The sequence below is a fragment of the Izhakiella australiensis genome (genome assembly GCF_002006995.1).
Lineage (GTDB): Bacteria > Pseudomonadota > Gammaproteobacteria > Enterobacterales > Enterobacteriaceae > Izhakiella > Izhakiella australiensis.
Genome location: NZ_MRUL01000007.1, coordinates 14,657 through 34,355 on the forward strand (window position 1 = coordinate 14,657; position 19,699 = coordinate 34,355).

Consider the following 19,699-nt stretch of genomic DNA (forward strand, 5'->3'; position numbering starts at 1 on the left):
GGAGCCGGACGGGCCAATGAGGTGGTTCCTGTGAAACCAGTTTGCTTTTTGATGTTTGTTCTAAGCAGGCTGCATCATAGCCACTTAGCTGCCAGCAAAATGTGATCGGATTCTAAAAAATGTAACAGAGAGTTAACTGGCAGCCGCATTGACGGCCTGACGGGTCGACCCCTCGCTGAAATTACGCAGCAGCAGCGCCCAGTTAAGGGCGATCTCGTCGGCCAGCGGCAGCCAGATTCGATAGCCATCCCCCGGGGCGACCAGCATCTGATTGCCTTTCTTATCCTGCATGGTTTCCAGTTCAAAGCGCAGATTGCCGTCCGGCGTCATCAGCTCCAGGCTATCGCCAACGGCAAAGCGATTTTTAACGATCACTTCTGCCAGGCCGTCGCGGCGTTCGCCGCTGAACTCGCCGACAAACTGCTGCTGATGAGATACCGAATAGCCGTGCTCATAGTTCTGATAGCTGTCGTGGGTATGGCGCCGCATAAAACCTTCGGTATAGCCGCGGTTAGCGAGGCCGTCGAGGGTATTGAGCAGGCTGGTATCAAAGGGCTTGCCTGCGGCCGCATCATCGATTGCCCGGCGATAAACCTGCGCAGTACGCGCGCAGTAAAAGAACGATTTCGTTCGTCCTTCAATTTTCAGCGAGGCCACGCCCATATCCGCCAGCCGGTTAACGTGCTCAACTGCGCGCAGATCTTTGGAATTCAGTATATAGGTGCCGTGCTGGTCTTCGAACGCCGGCATCGGCTCGTCCGGCCGCTGGCCGTCAGCCAGCATAAAGACCCGCTCGGTTGGCGCACCGATGCCAAGAGTCGGCTGAGGCACGATGTTGCCATTGTCATCCTGCTGCGCTTCGCTTACCTGATAATCCCAACGGCAGGCATTGGTGCAGGTTCCCTGGTTGGGATCGCGCTTATTGATGTAGCCGGAAAGCAGACAGCGGCCGGAATAGGCCATGCACAGCGCGCCGTGGACGAAAACCTCCAGCTCCATATCCGGCACCTGGCGGCGGATCTCTTCAATCTCTTCCAGTGAAAGTTCGCGCGAGAGAATCACCCGGCTCAGGCCCATTTGCTGCCAGAAGCGCACCGTCGCCCAGTTTACGGCGTTAGCCTGTACTGAAAGATGAATGCATACCTGCGGGAAGGCCTCACGTACCAGCATAATAAGTCCGGGATCGGACATAATCAGCGCATCCGGACCCATTTCCACCACCGGTGTCAGGTCACGAATAAAGGTTTTTAGCTTCGCGTTGTGCGGCGCGATATTGACCACAACGTAGAACTTTTTGCCCAGCGCGTGAGCTTCATTGATGCCAGTGGCAAGGTTCTGGTGATTAAATTCGTTGTTGCGCACCCGCAGGCTGTAACGAGGCTGGCCGGCATAAACCGCGTCGGCGCCGTAGGCAAAGGCGTAACGCATGTTTTTCAGGGAGCCGGCCGGAGAGAGTAATTCCGGTTTAGTCATGGATAGTCCGTCTGATGTCAGGTCAGGTCCCAGTGAAGGGAAGGACCGGAGAGTCTACGTGCAGACGGCAGTACCCATTTTGCTTCAGATCAATGTTGCCGCTAGATCATCCGGCAAACGTCCGCTTCCCAGCGGTAGCCCATGCCATAGACGGCGCGAATAAACGGCTGGTCAGCGTCCAGCGACTCCAGCTTACGGCGTAAATTTTTAATATGGCTGTCGATGGTGCGATCGGTAACGACCCGGTAATCATCGTACAGATGGTTAAGCAGCTGTTCGCGGCTGAAGACTTTACCCGGCTGTTGAGAGAGGGTTTTCAGCAGGCGAAATTCAGCCGGCGTCAGGTCGAGCGGCTGGCTATCCCAGGTGGCAAGAAAGCGTCCTTCGTCGACCACCAGCGGTGAATCTTTCTGGCTCTCCGACGTCGTGCGCTGCACCCGTCTTAAAATCGTTTTAACCCGCGCCACCGCTTCACGCGGGCTGAAAGGCTTACAGATATAGTCATCGGCGCCAATTTCCAGCCCCAGCAGGCGGTCAATCTCTTCGGTCTTTGCCGTCACCATGATCACCGGCAGTTCGGAAAAGCGGCGGATCTCGCGGCACAGCGTCAGGCCATCCATGCCCGGTAGCATCAGGTCCAGCATTACCAGATCCGGCGGCGTGGCATGAATAAAGTCGAGCACTTCATCGCCGCGTAGCAGATGATGGGTGCGATAATTGGCGGCTTGCAGATAATCCACCAGCAGCTGGCCTAGCTTAGGTTCATCTTCCACCACCAGTATTAGCGGCGCTTGCAGTGCTTCACTCATCCTCGGCTTTCCCGTTATGGTATCCAGGCATCGTAAATGCCGTTAGCCGGGAAAGTGTACCTCAATCCGCAGGCCACCTAAATCAGAGTGATCTGCACTGATGGTGCCGTCATGGGCTTCCACAATATTCTGGCAGATAGCAAGGCCGAGTCCGGAACCGCCGCTGGCCCGGCTGCGGGACGCTTCGGTACGGAAAAAACGTTCGAAAATTTGCTGCAAATGCTGAGCGCTCACGCCAGGCGGCGTGTCGTCAAAGCGCAGCCGCCAGCCGGTTTCTGCTGCCACTAGCGTGATGCGCAGCATGCCGCCAGCGTCGCTGTAGCGCAGGCTGTTTTCTATCAGGTTGGTAAACAGCTGAAATAAGCGGTCCGGATCGCCAAACTGTGCGGCGAAAGCAGGCAGATGGAGCTCCAGACGCATCTGCCGGCTAGCGTAGCGCTCGCGAAAGGCGCCGGCGGCCATTTCCAGCAGCGCGGCGAGATCGATATTCTTCTTGCGGTAAGCCAGCGCGCCTTCGTCGGACAAGGATAGCTGGTGCAGATCGTCAACCAGCTTGGTCAGCGTCGCCACCTCGTTTTGCAGCGATACGATCGACTGCGGGGTGAGTTTGCGCACGCCGTCCTGCAACGCCTCAAGTTCACCGCGCAGGATCGCCAGCGGCGTGCGCAGTTCATGAGAGATATCGGCCATAAAAGCACGTCGCATACTTTCATTTTTTTCCAGCGTACCGGCCAGACGATTAAAATCCTGCGCCAGGCGGCCTAACTCGTCCTGACTGCTGACTTCGACCCGGCTGGCAAAGTCGCCGGCCGCCAGTTGATGGGTTCCTTCCACCAGCCGCTTGACCGGCGCCAGCAGGCCGCGCGACATCAACCAGGTCACCAGCGCTGCCAGCAGCATCGCCAGGCCGACGATTATCCAGCTGGTGCGGCGCTGCTGCTGATCAAAATTAATATCGGTGCTGCGCGTCAGGCGTTCAACCGGGGCGCTGACAACCCAGCCGACGACGTGGCCGCTGTCGGTTTTAATGTCATGGCGCGGGCCGTCTGCCGGTGGCGCAGAGTGGGGCCCGACCATCACCTTATAATGCTGATCCAGCACCCAGAACATGGTGCGCCAGCCGTGGGGAGGAAACGGGTTGTTGGCATCCGGGTTTTGCTCGAAGGAGCGCAGCATGCGAAATACCAGACGGTCGTCTTTGCGCAAAAAGTCCCAGTTATTATCGTGCTGCTGGTACTGCTCGGCCAGCGCATCGCTCAGTAAGCTGATGCGCTGTTCATTGCCGCGCTTAATGTAATCGATAAAACCATGTTCAAAGCTGAGGCGTACCCCCCAGTGCATGATTATCAGGATCAGCATGCAGGTGGAAAAAATGGCGATAAACAGTTTGGCGCTGATGCCCAACCGTAGCTTTTTCAACATTATTTTCCTCTTTTACGGCGTACCAGCACCACGTTTTTAGTGACGTCTTTCGGCACCCGGCTGAATACCAGCGCCGGCAGGGCGATAATTAGCGCGATACAAAACCAGGTTTTGATAAAGGCCAGGTGAATTTCCGCTGAGTTTGCCAGCGCCTGATGACCAAACGCGCCAAGGATGATGCCAGCGATAGTGACGCCAATACTCATAGTCAGCTGCTGGGTCATCGACATCATGCTGTTGCCGCTGCTGGCCAGTTCATCGGGCAGCTCTTTCAGCGTCAGGGTATTCATACTGGAAAAGCGCACGCCGTTAACCATCCCCTGCAAAAAGAGCACCGGCGGCAGCAGCCATGTCCATCCGAGCAGGGCGACCAGCGGAAACATCAGCACCACTAGCGCCAGCGCCAGGGTGGCGCCGGTCAGGGTATTGCGATAGCCGAAGTAATTAACGACCTGCACCACAATACGCTTCATGCTCATATTGCCGAGCACCATGGGGATCATCATCAGACCGGCATGGAACGGCGTAAACCCCATGCCGACTTGCAGAAAAAGAGGCGCCATAAACGGCAGCATCGAACTGCCAATGCGGCCGGTAAAACTGCCCAGCAGGCCGATTGAAAAGACGCGGTTTTTAAATAATGCCAGACTGAACAGGGCATTTTGGTTGCTCCGGGCGTGCAGCAGGTAACTCAGGATGGCAGCAAAACCGGTCAGCACCAGCAGACCCAGCACCAGCGCGCTGACGCCGAGTCCGCGCTGACCATCGAGGGCCAGCGTCAGGGTTGCCATGCCCAGCGCCAGCAGAATAAAGCCGGTGAAATCGAAACGTTTGGGCGGCAGGGTAATATTAGGCAGCAGCCACAGGGTGGCGGCCGCACCGACTAATCCGACCGGCAGATTAATCAAAAATATCCAGTGCCAGCTGGCATATTCAACCAGCAGGCCGCCGAGCGCAGGCCCCACCAGCGGGCCAATCTGACCGGGCAGCGTTACCAGCGTCATGGCAGACATATACTGTTCGCGCGGCACCAGTTTCATCACCGTCAGCCTGCCGACCGGGACCATCATCGCGCCGCCGATGCCCTGAATAACGCGTGCCATTAGCAGATGATTCAGCGTTGCGGCGGTTGCGCAAAATAGCGAACCGGCGCTGAACAGCACGATGGCGCTAAAAAAGACGTTGCGTACGCCAAAACGGTCGGCCAGCCAGCCGCTGAGCGGCAGCGTTACCGCCACCGTCAGTACGTAGGCGACGATCACTGAATGCATATGCAGTGGATTTTCATGCAGACTGTGCGCCATCGAGGGCAGGGCGGTATTAACGATGGTGGTATCCAGGGTTTGCATAAAAAAGCCGAAGGTCACGATCCCCAACTGCCAGCGCAAACGGCTGGAGGAGGCGCTATCGCTAACTGGCCGCTCCGTTTTATCCATCCTGATTCCTCACTTTACCGCCGGGACGGCTGCGTTTCGCTTGCGGCGGCGCAGCTTATCCATATAGAGATAGACCACCGGCGTGGTATACAGCGTCAACAGCTGGCTCATCACCAGCCCGCCAACGATGGTGATTCCGAGCGGCTGACGCAGTTCGGCGCCATCGCCGCTACTCAGCGCCAGCGGCAGTGCGCCGAACAGCGCCGCCATGGTGGTCATCAGGATTGGGCGAAAACGCATCAGGCTGGCCTGAAAAATGGCCTCGCGGGCGCTAAGATTAGCCGAACGCTGCGCGTCGAGCGCAAAATCCACCATCATAATGGCGTTCTTTTTCACAATGCCTATCAGCAGCAGAATGCCGATCAGCGCGATCAGGCTAAAGGGTGCTCCGAACAGCATGAGCGCCAGCAGGGCGCCGACGCCGGCTGAAGGCAGGGTGGAAAGGATCGTCAGCGGATGCACATAGCTTTCATATAATATCCCCAGCATGATATACACACTGGCAATGGCGGCCAGCATCAGCAGCAGCTGGTTTCCCTGCGACTGTTCAAAGACCTGGGCGGTACCTGCGAATGAACCGCGCACGCTGGCGGGCACCCCAATCGAAGTCATAGTGCGGTCAATGGCGGCTGAGGCCGCTGACAGCGTGCCGTTTTGCGGCAGGTTGAAAGAGATAGTCGACGCGGCGGACAGCCCCTCATGGTTAACCGACAGCGGTGCGTTGGCGGGCTGCCAGTGCGAGAACGCCGACAGCGGTATCGGCTTGCCGTCGCTGTTGATGACAAACATTTGTTCCAGCGCGCTGACATCTTCGGTATAGCGCGGGGCAACTTCCATTACGACTTTATACTGATTAAGTGGCTGATAAATCGTTGAGATCTGGCGCTGGCCGAACGCATTATTCAGCAAGGCGTTGGTTTGCTGGGTGGTAATGCCAAGCCTTGCCATCGCATCGCGATCGTAGATCAGCGCCAGCTCGGAGCCTTTATCCTGCTGATCGGAGTTAACATCCGCCAGCTGCGGCAACTGGGAAAATGCCTGACGTATCTTCGGCTCCCAGCGCCGCAGATCGTCGAGATTGTCAGAGAGCAGCGAGTACTGATAGCTGGCGTTGGATTCGCGTCCGCCGACGTGTAAATCCTGATCGGCCATCAGGTAGAGGTTGGCGCCCGGTTCTTTTGCCAGCTTGTCACGCAGGCGGGCAATCACCGCCTGGGCGCTATCGCGTCGTTCGGAAAGCGGTTTCAGTGCGACAAACATCAGGCCGCTGTTGGCGCGCAAACCGCCGGTAAAGCCAACCACGCTGGTGACGGCCGGATCCGCACGCACAATTTTCATAAAATCTTCAAGCTTGCCGCGCATCGACTGAAACGAAATGCTCTGATCGGCCTGGATAAAGCCCATCAGACGACCGGTATCCTGCTCCGGCATAAAGGTTTTCGGTACGATGATATAAAGCCAGATGGTCAGGCCGATGGTGCCAACGAATAGCAGCATAATCCAGCGCGAATGATCGAGCACCCAGTTCAGCGAGCGGGCATAGCCGCGCTGCAGGCCGCTGGTCAGGCGGCCAAAGCCCCGTACGCGCTGCTGGCTGTGCTTGCGCTGCGGCCGCAGTAGCCTGGCACACATCATGGGCGTCAGGGTGACGGAAACCAGCATTGAAATCGCGATGGCGACCGACAAAGTCACGGAGAACTCTTTAAAAAAGCGGCCAATCAGGCCACCAATCAGCACCAGTGGCAAAAATACCGCTATCAGCGACAGGCTCATGGATAACACCGTGAAGCCGACCTCGCGCGTGCCCTGCAACGCGGCCTGCATCGGCTTCATGCCGGCCTCAATATGGCGGGAAATATTCTCCAGCACCACGATAACATCATCCACCACGAAGCCGGTGGCGATGGTCAGCGCCATCAGCGACAGGTTGTTCAGGCTGTATCCGCACAGGTACATTGCGGCAAACGTGCCGATCAGCGATACCGGTACCGCCACCGCCGGGATCAGCGTTGCACGCCCGCTGCGCAAAAAGCTGAATACCACCAGAACCACCAATGCCACGGCGATCGCCAGTGATTGCTCTACTTCACGCAGCGAGGCGCGGATGGTCGGCGAGCGGTCCTGAGCCAGGCCAAGATTGATTGATGCCGGGATGCTGTCGCGCAATTCCGGCAAGGTCGCGCGGATGCGGTCGACGGTTTCAATCACGTTGGCTTCAGGCGTTTTGCGGATCAGCATTAATACGGCGGGTTTGGCATCGGCCATCCCGGCATTGCGCACATCCTGCACCGAGTCGCTAACCCGGGCGACGTCCTGCAGGCGCACCGCCGCGCCCTGGTTATAGTAAACGATAAGCGGCATGTAATCTTCAGCCTTCATCAGCTCATCGTTAGTTTTCAGCTGCCAGCGCTTCTCCTGTCCGTCAATGGCTCCCTGCGGTCGCCGCTGGTTGGCATTGCTAATAGATTCGCGCACCGCATCAAGGGAGACGCCCTGGTTAAACAACGCCTGAGGATTGAGATCAACCCTTACCGCAGGCAGTGAACTACCGCCGACGGTAACGTCGCCGACGCCTTCAATCTGTAGCAGCTTTTGCGCGACCTGAGTCGAGGCGTAATCATAGAGCTGGCCGGTATTATAAGTATCCGACGTCAGCGTCATAATCATGATAGGCGCGTCGGACGGATTAACTTTGCGGTAGGTTGGCCGGTTCGGCATACCGCTTGGCAGCAGGCTCTGAGCGGCATTAAGCGCCGCCTGAACGTCGCGCGCGGCGCCGTTAATATCGCGATCGTAGTCGAATACCAGAATCACCCGGGTACTGCCAAGGGTGCTGGTTGAGGTCATCTCGGATACGCCGGCAATGCGTCCGAGGGAGCGCTCCAGCGGCGTGGCAACCGAAGACGCCATGGTCTCCGGCGAGGCGCCGGGCATGCTGGCGCTGACCACAATAACCGGAAAGTCTACCTGCGGCAGCGGCGCGACCGGCAGCAGGCGAAATCCCAGCATGCCAGCCATAACAATTGCCAGCGTCAGCAGAATAGTAGCTACCGGCCGGTGGATAAACAGCGCAAAAAATCCCATTACGCCTCCTGCTGCTTCGACTGGCGGCGCAGTGAGAGCGCCAGTCGGTCAAACAGCAGATAGATAACCGGCGTGGTGAACAGCGTCAGGATCTGGCTAACGATCAGGCCACCGACCATGGCGATCCCCAGCGGGCGACGCAGCTCGGCGCCGATGCCGGTCGCCAGCATCAGCGGCAGGGCGCCCAGCAGGGCGGCCAGCGTGGTCATCAGGATCGGCCGAAAGCGCAGCAGGCAAGCCTGATAGATAGCCTCGCGTGGTGGCATCCCCTGTTCGCGCTCGGCGGCCAGAGCGAAGTCGATCATCATAATGGCGTTTTTCTTCACGATACCGATCAGCAAAATGATGCCGATAATGGCGATGACGTCCAGCTCGCTGCCACTCACTAACAGCGCCAGCAGCGCGCCGACGCCCGCGGTTGGCAAGGTGGAGAGGATAGTGACCGGATGAATAAAGCTTTCATAGAGTACGCCGAGCACGATATACATCGCCACGATGGCGGCCACCACCAGCCAGACCGTGCTGGACAGCGCCGCCTCAAAAGCCAGGGTGCTGCCCTGGAATTTGGTCATAATTTCCGCCGGCATTGCCAGCGTTCGCTCGGCGTCGCTGATAGCGTCAACCGCTTCGCCCAGCGAATAGCCGGGGGCAACGTTGAACGAAAAGGTCGTTGAGGGAAATTGATCGAGGTGATTGATCGTCAGCGGAGCGTGACGTTCGCTGACGGTGGCAATGGCGCTTAGCGGCACGATGCTGTCATCGCTGGTTTTCAGACGCAGGTTATCCAGCGCCGCCAGGCCGGGCGTGCTACGGGTATCCTGTTCAAGCACCACGCGATACTGATTAGCCTGAGTATAAATCGTCGAAATCAGACGTTGACCGAAGGCGTCATACAGGGCGTTATCGATGTCGGCCATGGTAATACCCAGACGACTGGCGTTATCGCGATCGACCCGGATATAGGCTTCCAGACCCTGATCCTGCCAGTCGCTGCTGATATCTTTCAGCTGCGGCAGCTGGCGTAATTTTTCTAACAGCGACGGCACCCAGTGGCTGAGCGAACTGAGCGAGCCGGCTTGCAAGGTAAACTGGTACTGAGTACGGCTGACCTGGGTATCAATGGTCAGATCCTGCACCGGTTGCAAATAGAGCGCCATGCCGGGCAGGCGCGCTACCTGCTGCTGCAGGCGGTCGATCACCGTTTGCATGCTGTCGTCGCGCTGGTCCAGCGGCCGCAGGGTTATCTGCAAACGGCCACTGTTCAGCGATGGGTTGACGCCGTCAACGCCGCCAAAGGAGGCAACGCTCTGAACCGCCGGATCTTTCATCACCAGCGAGGCTACTTCCTGCTGACGCTGAGCCATCTTCTGCCAGGAAATGTTCTGCGGCGCCTGCAAGGTGCCCTGAATGATGCCGTTATCCTGCACCGGAAAGAAGCCCTTCGGGATGAAAATCCACAGCAGGACGGTCAGTGCCAGGGTACTCAGCGCAACGCCGAGGGTTAACCATGGATGGTTCAGCACCCGCTGCAGAATCCGACCGTAGCCGGCGATCACCCGGGCAAAAAAAGCTTCGCTGGCGCGCGAAAAGCGGTTCTGCCGTCGCAGCGATTCGGCGCTCAGCAGCCGTGCGCACATCATCGGCGTCAGCGTGAGTGATACCAGCGCAGAGATAAGGATGGCGACGGCGAGAGTGATGGCGAATTCACGAAACAGACGGCCGACGATATCGCCCATAAACAGCAGCGGAATAAGCACCGCGATCAGCGAGAAGGTGAGCGAGATAATGGTAAAGCCGATTTCGCCGGCGCCTTTCAGCGTGGCGCTGAGCGGGCTTTCGCCTTTTTCGATATAACGCGAGATGTTTTCAATGACCACGATGGCATCATCGACTACAAACCCGGTGGCGATGGTTAGTGCCATCAGCGTCAGGTTGTTAATTGAAAAACCGAGAAAGTACATGGCCGCAAAGGTGCCAATCAACGACAGCGGAACGGCGACAGCCGGAATAATGGTGGCGGCCAGGTTGCGTAAAAACAGGTAGATGATCATCACCACCAGCGCGACGGCCAGCAGCAGCTCAAACTGCGTATCGCTGACCGAGGCGCGGATATTGGTGGTGCGATCGGTAAGCACCTTCACTTCGACGGATTTCGGCAGCGACGCGGTCAGCGCTGGCAGCATACGGCGGATGTTGTCCGCGGTCTCGATGATGTTGGCGCCCGGCTGGCGCTGCACGTTGAGGATAATGGCCTGCTGGCGGTTGGCCCAGGCGCCGAGCCACTGATTTTCGGCCCCTTGTTCAATCGTGGCGACATCGCCCAGCCGCACCGGCGCGCCGTTATGCCAGGCGATCACCAGACGACGATAATCTTCGGCAGACGTCATCTGGTCGTTGGCGGAGAGGGTCACCGAACGTGCCGGACCGTCAAGGCTGCCTTTGGCGGAATTCACGTTAGCATTGCTGATGGCGGTACGCAGGGTTTCGCTGTCCAGTCCCAGCGCGGCGATAGCCGGGGCGTTCATTTTTACCCGCACGGCCTGACGCTGACCACCGCCGAGGGTCACCAGGCCGACGCCGGCCACTTGCGAGATTTTCTGTGCGACCCGGGTTTCCACCATATCCTGCACCTGGGTCATGGGCATGCTGTTGCTGGTCAGCGCCAGCGTCATAATCGGCGGGTCGGCCGGGTTGACTTTACTGTAAACCGGCGGGTTCGGCAGATCGTTTGGCAACAGATTGGTGGCCGCGTTAATCGCCGCCTGCACTTCCTGTTCTGCGACGTCAAGTGGCAGCGAAAGCTGGAATTGTAGGGTAATTACCGAGGCGCCGCCGGCGCTTTGCGACGCCATCTGTTTAAGGCCGGACATTTGACCAAACTGGCGCTCCAGCGGCGCGGTTACCGAGGAGGTGATGACCTCCGGGCTGGCGCCAGGATAGAAGGTGGACACCTGAATCGTCGGATAATCAACTTCTGGCAATGCTGAAACCGGCAGCATCCGGTAGCCGAGCAGCCCCGCCATCAAAATGGCAATCATTAGCAGGGTGGTGGCAACCGGACGCAGGATAAACAGGCGCGAAGGCCCGCCGGTGTTGTTGGAGGGCATTACCTGCATCAGGAACCCTCTCCCTGCGCGAGCGGGGTTTTTCTTGCGGTGCCGGGGACGGCGGCATTCTGCGCGGCGACGACTTCAATCTGGGCGCCCTCCGTCAGGCGATCAATACCGTCAGTGACGACCCGATCGCCCGGGTTCAGTCCGGCTTTAATCACCACGATCTTGCTGTCCTGAATCCCGGTGGAAACCTGCTTTTTACTGACCTTGTTGTCGCTGTTAACCACCCAGACAAAGTTACCCTCGTTGCCCATTTGCAGCGCGGCGGTGGGGATCACAACCGCATTTTGCAGGGTGTTTATTTTCAGCCGGGCATTGACAAACTGATTGGGAAACAGGGCATCGCTGTCATTCGTAAAGCGGGCTTTGAGTTTGATGGTACCGGTGGTGGTGTCAATCTGATTGTCCATGCTGAGCAGCGTACCGCTGCCAAGCTGCTGCTGATTGGCGCGATCCCAGGCCTCGACGCTCAGCGTTTTGCCCGCTTTTCTGGCGGTGAGAATATCGCTGATATCGTTTTCCGGTACGCTGAATACAACGTCAATCGGGTGAGTCTGGGTAATAACCACAATGCCGTTGGTATCGCCGCTGGTAATATAATTGCCGACGTCAACCTGACGCAGACCGACGCGGCCATCAATCGGCGCGGTGATGCGGCTGTAGTCAAGGTTCAGTTGGGCGTTGGCGACGCTGCCCTGATCCGCGGTAATGCTGCCAAGGGTTTCATTAACCAGCGCACGCTGCGTGTCGACATCCTGCCCGGAAACCAGACTGGTTTTGGCCAGCTTTTCATAACGCAGCAGGTCGCGTCTGGCGTTTGCCAGGGTTGCCTGATCTTTCGCCAATTGCCCCTGAGCCTGCATTAATGCGACTTGAAACGGCCGGGGGTCGATTTCCGCCAGCAGCTGGCCGGCTTTTACCTGTTCGCCTTCACGGTAATGAATGGCAATCAAATTACCTTCCACCCGACTGCGTACGGTCACGGTGTTGGCGGCGGTCACGGTGCCAAGTCCGGTGAGGTAGCGGGGAACGCTCTGTTCCTGTGCCGTTGCGGCCTGTACCGGCGGCAGGGCGGCCATCGCTCCCCGGCGACCGCCTTTGCCTTTATGTTCCGCTGCATTCGCTTGCTGTCCGTCGCTGGTTTTATGATGCAACCAGCCGTAAACGCCGGCGGAAATAAGCACGATGATAAGGATGAAAAGTCCAACTTTTGTCGAGCGACGTAGGCCGTTCATCGTAATAGTTTCTCTCCTGAGGGTAATAATAAATCCAGGAATGCCGCCCGTCAGGCAACGTCCTTTTCAGTTTAAACCGTGCATAGCGCCAAAAAATGAAGGAAATAAGGATAACGTTTAGATGGCATTAAGTCTTCTGCTACTCGTTGAAAATACCGGTGTGCTTTCCTGCAAAACAGAACAGAAAAAAGTGTTTATGCTTATGGGTGCGCAAAAAAACGCAACAACAGGAGAACAATCATGAGCAAGCTTGAACATCGTCAATTAGGCCGCACCGACATTCAGGTGCCCGTCTTGACGTTCGGCGGCAACGTATTTGGTTGGACGGTCGATCAAAACGCCTCCTTTACCCTGCTGGATGCTCTGGTGGAGAAAGGACTGTATTTTATTGATACCGCAGACTGCTATTCACGCTGGGCCGAAGGTAACCAGGGCGGCGAATCCGAAACTATTATAGGTAACTGGCTGAAGAAAAGCGGTAAACGCGACAAAATTATCCTTGCGACCAAGGTCGGAATGGATATGGGAGAAGGGCGTACTGGCCTGAGTCGCCAGCATATTCGCCGGTCGATTGACGATTCCCTGTGCCGCCTGCAAACCGATTATGTCGATCTCTATCAGGCCCATCGCGACGATCGGGATGCACCGTTGCAGGAGACGCTTGAAACGTTCGATGCGCTGATTAAAGAGGGCAAGGTGCGGGCCATTGGCGCCTCCAACTACGGCGCAGAGCGACTGTCGGAAGCGCTGAAGGTCAGTGCCGATCATGGCCTGGCGCGCTACGAAACTTTGCAGCCAGAATATAATCTCTACGATCGTAAAGACTATGAGGGCGGGCTGGAAAACGTGGCGAAAAATAACGGCCTCGCGGTGATTAATTACTATTCGCTGGCCAGCGGCTTTCTCAGCGGAAAATACCGCAAACCGGAAGACGCCAGCAAAAGTAAACGCGGTCAGGGGGTGGTAGAAAAATACCTTAACCCGCGAGGACTACGGATTATCGAGGCGCTGGACGAGATCGCGAAAGCGCACAGCGCTTCTGCCACCCAGGTGGCGCTGGCCTGGCAGATTGCCAGACCGGGGATCACGGCGCCGATTGTCAGCGCGACCTCATTAAGCCAGCTCGACGAGCTGGTAAAAGCCGCCGCGCTGAAGCTCAGTCCGGCGGAAATTGAAACGCTGGCGCAGGCCAGCGCCTGGTAATATTTTCGCGCGCTGCCCGGCGGGAAAAGGGCGGTAGCTAACAGCTGAAGCGCAGACCGACCGTGGCAGAGACCGGGCTCTCTCCACCGCTGGTCTGCGTTTTTTTATTCCGGCGCACGCGGCTAGCGGCCAAACAGCGTTTGCGCCCAGCGCGCCAGCCCGGCGGTAACCGAAGTAAAGTCATCGCCGCTGACCAGTGGCGTATCCGGCAGCGCCTGACTTACCGCCGCGCGCAGCAGCGGCGATCGGGCGCTGCCACCGGTCAGATAAACCACGTCGGGGCGCGTTTCGCTGCTCGCCAGAGCCAGCTTAATTTGCTGGCGCATGCGCTCCAGTGGTTGCACGATCGCCAGCTCCATATCCTGCTGCGTAATTGAGGTTGTCAGTTGCTGTTCAATAAATGCCAGACTCGCGTTGATTTGCGGCTGTTCAGAGAGGGCAATTTTGCTCTCCTCCGCCACGCGAACCAGACGGTTGCTCAGACGCTGCTGCCAGACTTTCAGCAGCCGTTGGACCTTTTCCGGCTGCACGGCATCGCGGATTAAATCCTGCAACAGCTTGCGGTTGCCGCTGGCATAGAAATCGTTTTGTGCCGGGACGTCGTTTATCGCCACGGCGTTCCACCACGGCAGCGCGGGCAGCGCGGTGCCTTTTTGCGTCTCACCGCCGGCGCCCAGCAGCGGCATCAGCTGCTTAAATGCCAACATAATATCGAGATCGTTACCCCCAACGCGGCAGCCGCTATGGCCGAGCAGGCTTTCACTGCGATCCGCTTTCTGCCACCAGCGTGGCCCCATCAGCAGCATTGAGCAGTCGGTGGTTCCGCCGCCGATATCCACTACCAGCACGCGCGTCTCACGGCTGAGCGTCGCTTCGTAATCAAGTCCCGCAGCGACCGGCTCAAACTGAAAAGCAATTTCTTTGAAGCCCGCGCGGCCAGCAGCGCGCTGTAAAATGCCCTGAGCCTGGCTGTTAGCTTCTTCGCCGCCCAGCCCCTGAAAGTTCACCGGCCGACCAATAACCGCCTGGCTAATGGCGGTTTGCAGCGAAGCTTCCGCCTGTTGGCGGATGTGCAGCATCATGGCGCATACCAGATCTTCAAAAAAGGCAATCTGCGGCGGCTTAAGACCGCTGGCGCCGAGGAAAGATTTGGGCGACTTAACGAACCAGCTCTCGTCAGGGTCGTCTATATATTGCCCCAGAGCCGCGAGACCGAACTGAATGCTGTCGGTTTTGACTTCAATATCTTCTTCCCGGTTGGCATGTAATGACCGGCGCAGCAGCGCGGCGCTCTCTTTGTCCGGCGTGGCAACCTGATGATGGCGATACAGCCATTCGCTGACGGCATCGCGAACCGGCGCGCAAAGCATTGATGGCAGCAGCGGCGAGTTATTTTCCAGCGGCAGCAGGCGGGGCGCGCCGTTTTCCATCACCGCGACTGAACAGTTAGCCGTACCGTAATCGAAACCAATAAACATCCGTGACTCCGCCAACCGAGAAAAGGCACAGGAGATTAGCCTGGCAACGCGGGGAGGGCAACCCATCATCGGTGAATTGTGAACGCCAGACCTTGAGCCATGGTGAGCGGAAGATGCTGGCTGACAGCCATCGGCAATAAATGACAACGCCCGCGTCGCTCAACGCTGACCGGCCTGGAATATACAGACCTGACCGCGCCCTTTGTGCTTTGCCTGGTAACAGGCCTGATCGGCCTGAACCATGACGTCGCTGGCCTGGCAATTTTCCCGGCTAATGAGCGTGATACCGGCGCTGGCGCCAACGTGGTAGCTTGTTTGCTGCCAGATAAATTGAAAGCGATTGATTTCAGAGACGATTTTTTTCACCACCGGCAGCGCCTGATCGGGCGCGCAGCCAGCCAGCAGCAGGCCAAATTCGTCGCCACCGAGGCGGGCCAGAATATCGGTGGCACGCAGCTGCAAGCGCATTACACCGGCCACCTGACGCAGCAGGGCATCGCCAGCCGCATGACCGGCGCTGTCGTTAACCGTTTTGAAATGATCAAGATCGATAAACACCAGCGAGTGCTGCTGGCGCTGCTCTGCCGCCGACAGCAGCAAGCGGTTCAGCTGGTGCTCAAAATTGACCCGGTTAGGCAGGCGGGTAAGCATATCGTGCGAGGCGCTGTAGCTCAGTTTTTTGAATATTTCGCGCGATTCGCTGACATCCTGAATAACAATCACTGAGCCAATATTGTCACCATCGAGGGTTTTCAGCGGCGAAATGCTGTAGTGGATAGCAAACTTTTCCCCTGCGTCGTTGTGTAATATTAAATCATCCTGCTGGTCATCGTCTGGCGGCAGGTTGTGCCGCAGCAGGTTCTCCATCTGCAGGTCGTCATGATCCCGGCTGATTCGCAAAATAGCGCTCAGCGGCTGGCCCTGGGCATTGAGCTGCGTCCAGCCGCTCATGCGCTCCGCCACCGGGTTCATAAAGCTGACCCTCATCTCCTCGTCGGTAGAAATGACCGCTTCACCAATGGCGTCCAGCGTGATGTGCATACGCTCTTTTTCCTGGTAAAGCGCCTCGTTGAGCAGGCGAATGCGGGTAACATCCTGGTTGATGCCGAGCATACGTTCGGGGATCCCCTGGGCATCTTTAACAACGGTTGCCTGGGCGCGGATGTAACGTATGCCGTGAAGGGTATCAATGCGAAATTCAATATCTACCGGGCTGGCATTGCGTACGGCAATATCAAATGCATCAATTGCCAGCTGGCGGTCTGGCTCATACAGGCTGTTCGCCCAGGTAAGGTAGGTTGCGTTATCGTCAGCCGGCAGTCCGTAGATTTCGAACATACGTTTATCCCAGCTCATAACGCCGCTTTTCATATTCCATTCCCAAACGCCGATGCCGCCTGCTTTATTGGCGAGGGTAATGCGCTCCATCAGTCGGCGATTGGTTTCCTGCGTGCGTTTAAGGCCGGTAATATCTTCAATCTGCGAGATAAAGTAGAGCGGTAGATTTTCGGCGTCATGGACCAGCGAGACGGTTAGCTGTACCAGGACAACTTCACCGTCGCAGCGAAAATAGCGTTTTTCCAGCTCATAGCTTTCAATCGCACCGCGCAGCAGGGCATCGATCTGACGTATATCGTTGCTGAGATCGTCAGGATGGGTGATTTGCTGAAAGTGCATTTGCAGCAGCTCGTTCTCCCGGTAGCCAAGCAGCTGCGACAATGACTTGTTTACCTTCAGAAACCGGCCTTCAGGCGAAACCAGCGCCATGCCGATTGCGGAGTACTCCATTGCATTGCGAAAGCGCGTTTCGCTCTCCTGAATATGTTTTTTTTCCTCCCGCGCCTCGTGCATGACCATCAGCATCATATGGCTGGGAATTAATACCAGCATAAAAGGCAGCCAGAGTAGCGCAATGCTGAAGTCCGGGTAGCTGTTACGTAAGTCAATCATGTTTAGCGCCATCATCAGCGACATCAGCATGATGTTTGCCAGAAACAGCACAAATGCTTGCAGCAGCGGTAAGCGTATGGCGCACCAAAAAAGAATGATAATGACGAAGGTAAAGGGCCAGGGGAGAAAACGCAGTGCGATATAGCTCAGCAACAGCGACCCCACCAGGGTCAGACTCTGCTCGATAGCCTGCGCCTGGCGCTGTCTGAACACATTGCTACGCTGCCATAACAGTCCAACGGGACCGAGCGTGAGCATACCTAATACTTCGGACACCACCCAGGTGCTATAAAAGTTGAAATTATTTAGCTGCGGATGGTGAAGCGTCAGCAGCGCCACTAACCCGCCGGCAAAAGGGATAATGAGTACCCCGATCAGCAGAAACTTAACCCAGCTGAACAGCGAGTTAAGTGGGTTTTGGTGATTCAGCGCCAGACGTAATAATGCGCCGCAGGCGAGCGCCTGTAGCAAATTGACCGCCGGGTATTTGAGATTGAGATAGCCTGCGCCGAATACCCATGCATTGCTTAACAGATCGCCAATCAGGCAGGCTGGCAGTAAAAGCGGCAGTTGGCGCAGCGGAAAGCGAAAAGTGACCACCGCCATCAGCGGCGTGGCAAACCACAGCGGTGAGATAGCGCCGTTGATTTTAATCAGTTCCAGGCAAAAAAGGGTGCTGACAAAGCTTATCAAACCCAGTAGCAGCGCCTGTGCCCAGGGAAGCCGGCCTCCCTGGCTATGTAACAAGGAATCAGTCGTCATTAACGTATCCAGGCATGCGCGAGACGGTCATGCGCGATGCAAGCATAAAAGAAGCCCTGAAAGCCATGCTAGCATAAGAAATTAATAACGATCGTTAGCCGGTACAATATAACGTGTTTTCACGGCCTTTTATTTCGGATGGATTGGCTGGAGCTGCTTTTCAGTCCCTCATACTCAGCAGCTTTGCGCGCGTCCAGGGGTGTTCAATTCCGGCGATTTTCACCGAAAGATGGGCCAGAAATTGCTGAGTGGTGGCGATGCGTCCGTGCCCCATCAGCATTAAGGGTATCGCCAGCGCCGCCGCCAGCTGCAGCAGTGAAAAGCCGCGAACCGCAGTGCTGCGCTGCGCCATCAGGAAGGCGCTGCTGAGGGTATAGCCCAGAATCAGGCCAGCGATGACTTCACTGGTTGAATGATAATGTAGCGCCAGGCGTGAGGCCCCGACCATCAGCGGGATGAAATAGCCGACAGCGATGGCAGCATAGCGCCAGCGACTGGTGCCCAGCCTGCCGCTCAACAGCCAGAGCATCACCGGCCAGAGTGTGGCCGACATCGCACTGTGGCCGCTAAAACCGGTAAAATTGAAGCGCGCGCTGCCGATGCCAAAGCCGAGAAAGGCGATTTTCGACAGGCTGACGATCAGACCAGCCAGTCCAAAGGTCATTATCCAGTACCACAGGGTTCGTTTGTCGCTGCTTTTAAACGGAATGACCAGCGTCAGAATAATGGCCGTCGGAATCAGCAGCATGCTGTCGCCAAAGTAAGTCAGGGTTTTCCAGTACACATCGTTTCCTTCTTTTTATCGTGCTATTGCCGGCTGCTTCGGCGCTCAATTGCGCGCCTGCTCTGCTCGCAAGGCGCCGACAGCGGGCAAAAACTGTGCGCTAAATCGCATAATGAAAGTTTATTGGTTTCATCGCGTCGGGGCTAACGGCTTAATCTGAAAAGCGTTGTGCCGCATTTTGTCTGGCATGGAAGGGGGGAAATCCCTATAATTGTCGCCGTTGGCTATCAGGCCAACTCTCCCTTCCTTACCCGTTTAGAAATCAGGTCGTTAATCGTATGACTGACAAGTCTCACCAGTGCGTCATTGTAGGTATTGCTGGCGCTTCAGCTTCAGGTAAAAGTCTTATCGCCAGTACGCTCTATCGCGAAGTGCGCGACAAAGTGGGAGACGAGCATATCGGCGTGATCCCCGAAGATGCTTACTATAAAGATCAAAGCCATCTGAGCATGGAAGAACGTGTTAAAACAAACTATGACCATCCCAGCGCCATGGATCATGATTTGCTGCTGAAGCATTTGCAAATGCTGAAGGCGGGGCAGGCAATAGACCTGCCGGTATACAGTTACGTCGAGCATACCCGCACCGGTGAAATTGTGCGTCATCAGCCGAAAAAGGTCATTATTCTGGAAGGCATTTTGCTGCTTACCGATGTGCGTCTGCGCCAGGAGATGAATTTTTCAATCTTTGTCGATACGCCGCTGGATATCTGCCTGATGCGGCGAATGAAGCGGGATGTGAATGAGCGTGGACGCTCAATGGATTCGGTGATGAAGCAGTATCAGAAAACCGTGCGGCCGATGTTTTTGCAGTTTATTGAGCCGTCAAAGCAATATGCCGATATTATCGTGCCGCGCGGCGGTAAAAATCGCATTGCCATTGATATTTTGAAAGCCAAAATTAATCAGTTTTTTGAACAGGACTAAAGGGACGCAGTTGTAAAATCCCTT

The 19,699-nt window shown here is 56.7% G+C and carries 13 protein-coding genes; 3 read left to right on the forward strand and 10 right to left on the reverse strand.

The window, feature by feature from the left end:
• Positions 1 to 132: 132 nt before the first annotated feature.
• The 7 genes from trhP to BTJ39_RS11640 all read right to left on the reverse strand — a co-directional run bounded on the left by trhP (position 133) and on the right by BTJ39_RS11640 (position 12,572).
• Entirely contained in the window at positions 133 to 1,473 is a 1,341-nt protein-coding gene (gene trhP / locus BTJ39_RS11610; protein WP_078002865.1) for a prephenate-dependent tRNA uridine(34) hydroxylase TrhP, read from the reverse strand.
• Between the two features lie 101 nt (positions 1,474 to 1,574).
• Positions 1,575 to 2,282: an envelope stress response regulator BaeR gene (gene baeR, locus BTJ39_RS11615; protein ID WP_078002866.1), complete on the reverse strand. Its 708-nt coding sequence runs from the start codon at positions 2,280 to 2,282 to the stop codon at positions 1,575 to 1,577.
• Positions 2,283 to 2,324: 42 nt separating this feature from the next.
• On the reverse strand, positions 2,325 to 3,704 hold the full coding sequence (gene baeS / locus BTJ39_RS11620) for an envelope stress sensor histidine kinase BaeS (RefSeq protein ID WP_078002867.1): 1,380 nt from the start codon (positions 3,702 to 3,704) through the stop codon (positions 2,325 to 2,327).
• Positions 3,704 to 5,140, reverse strand: a complete 1,437-nt coding sequence (gene mdtD, locus BTJ39_RS11625) for a multidrug transporter subunit MdtD (protein ID WP_078002868.1) — start codon at positions 5,138 to 5,140, stop codon at positions 3,704 to 3,706. The genes baeS and mdtD overlap by 1 nt, the downstream gene beginning before the upstream one ends.
• 9 nt (positions 5,141 to 5,149) lie before the next feature.
• Positions 5,150 to 8,224 (reverse strand): multidrug efflux RND transporter permease subunit MdtC, encoded by a 3,075-nt coding sequence (mdtC, locus tag BTJ39_RS11630; RefSeq protein ID WP_078002869.1) that lies wholly within the window; start codon positions 8,222 to 8,224, stop codon positions 5,150 to 5,152.
• Entirely contained in the window at positions 8,224 to 11,340 is a 3,117-nt protein-coding gene (locus BTJ39_RS11635) for an MdtB/MuxB family multidrug efflux RND transporter permease subunit (RefSeq protein WP_078002870.1), read from the reverse strand. The genes mdtC and BTJ39_RS11635 overlap by 1 nt, the downstream gene beginning before the upstream one ends.
• Entirely contained in the window at positions 11,340 to 12,572 is a 1,233-nt protein-coding gene (locus BTJ39_RS11640; RefSeq protein WP_078002871.1) for an MdtA/MuxA family multidrug efflux RND transporter periplasmic adaptor subunit, read from the reverse strand. Before BTJ39_RS11640 ends, BTJ39_RS11635 begins: the two co-directional genes overlap by 1 nt.
• A 121-nt stretch (positions 12,573 to 12,693) precedes the next feature.
• Here BTJ39_RS11640 and BTJ39_RS25295 point away from each other — a divergent pair, with 121 nt between their 5' ends.
• Positions 12,694 to 12,816 (forward strand): hypothetical protein, encoded by a 123-nt coding sequence (locus BTJ39_RS25295; RefSeq protein ID WP_277869773.1) that lies wholly within the window; start codon positions 12,694 to 12,696, stop codon positions 12,814 to 12,816.
• A complete protein-coding gene (locus BTJ39_RS11645) occupies positions 12,813 to 13,775 on the forward strand; it encodes an aldo/keto reductase (protein WP_078002872.1) in 963 nt (320 codons plus the stop codon). Before BTJ39_RS25295 ends, BTJ39_RS11645 begins: the two co-directional genes overlap by 4 nt.
• 122 nt (positions 13,776 to 13,897) lie before the next feature.
• Here BTJ39_RS11645 and yegD read toward each other — a convergent pair whose 3' ends face one another.
• The 3 genes from yegD to BTJ39_RS11660 form a co-directional block, all read right to left on the reverse strand.
• Entirely contained in the window at positions 13,898 to 15,253 is a 1,356-nt protein-coding gene (yegD, locus tag BTJ39_RS11650) for a molecular chaperone (RefSeq protein ID WP_078002873.1), read from the reverse strand.
• A gap of 159 nt (positions 15,254 to 15,412) precedes the next feature.
• The gene (locus tag BTJ39_RS11655; RefSeq protein WP_078002874.1) at positions 15,413 to 17,965 is read right to left on the reverse strand and encodes a diguanylate cyclase domain-containing protein; all 2,553 of its coding nucleotides are present in this window, start codon (positions 17,963 to 17,965) and stop codon (positions 15,413 to 15,415) included.
• Positions 17,966 to 18,125: 160 nt separating this feature from the next.
• Positions 18,126 to 18,749 (reverse strand): phosphatase PAP2 family protein, encoded by a 624-nt coding sequence (locus BTJ39_RS11660; protein WP_078002875.1) that lies wholly within the window; start codon positions 18,747 to 18,749, stop codon positions 18,126 to 18,128.
• Between the two features lie 278 nt (positions 18,750 to 19,027).
• Here BTJ39_RS11660 and udk point away from each other — a divergent pair, with 278 nt between their 5' ends.
• The gene (udk, locus tag BTJ39_RS11665; protein ID WP_078002876.1) at positions 19,028 to 19,675 is read left to right on the forward strand and encodes a uridine kinase; all 648 of its coding nucleotides are present in this window, start codon (positions 19,028 to 19,030) and stop codon (positions 19,673 to 19,675) included.
• The last annotated feature ends 24 nt before the right edge of the window (positions 19,676 to 19,699 follow it).

Excerpts from the sequence above, each read along its gene's own strand:
- BTJ39_RS11645 (WP_078002872.1), top strand. The coding sequence starts at position 12,813 with ATGAGCAAGCTTGAACATCGTCAATTAGGCCGCACCGACATTCAGGTG.
- baeS (WP_078002867.1), bottom strand. The coding sequence starts at position 3,704 with ATGTTGAAAAAGCTACGGTTGGGCATCAGCGCCAAACTGTTTATCGCC.
- trhP (WP_078002865.1), bottom strand. The coding sequence starts at position 1,473 with ATGACTAAACCGGAATTACTCTCTCCGGCCGGCTCCCTGAAAAACATG.
- udk (WP_078002876.1), top strand. The coding sequence starts at position 19,028 with ATGACTGACAAGTCTCACCAGTGCGTCATTGTAGGTATTGCTGGCGCT.
- yegD (WP_078002873.1), bottom strand. The coding sequence starts at position 15,253 with ATGTTTATTGGTTTCGATTACGGTACGGCTAACTGTTCAGTCGCGGTG.
- baeR (WP_078002866.1), bottom strand. The coding sequence starts at position 2,282 with ATGAGTGAAGCACTGCAAGCGCCGCTAATACTGGTGGTGGAAGATGAA.
- BTJ39_RS11640 (WP_078002871.1), bottom strand. The coding sequence starts at position 12,572 with ATGAACGGCCTACGTCGCTCGACAAAAGTTGGACTTTTCATCCTTATC.
- BTJ39_RS11635 (WP_078002870.1), bottom strand. The coding sequence starts at position 11,340 with ATGCAGGTAATGCCCTCCAACAACACCGGCGGGCCTTCGCGCCTGTTT.
- BTJ39_RS11655 (WP_078002874.1), bottom strand. The coding sequence starts at position 17,965 with ATGACGACTGATTCCTTGTTACATAGCCAGGGAGGCCGGCTTCCCTGG.
- mdtC (WP_078002869.1), bottom strand. The coding sequence starts at position 8,224 with ATGGGATTTTTTGCGCTGTTTATCCACCGGCCGGTAGCTACTATTCTG.
- mdtD (WP_078002868.1), bottom strand. The coding sequence starts at position 5,140 with ATGGATAAAACGGAGCGGCCAGTTAGCGATAGCGCCTCCTCCAGCCGT.
- BTJ39_RS25295 (WP_277869773.1), top strand. The coding sequence starts at position 12,694 with ATGGCATTAAGTCTTCTGCTACTCGTTGAAAATACCGGTGTGCTTTCC.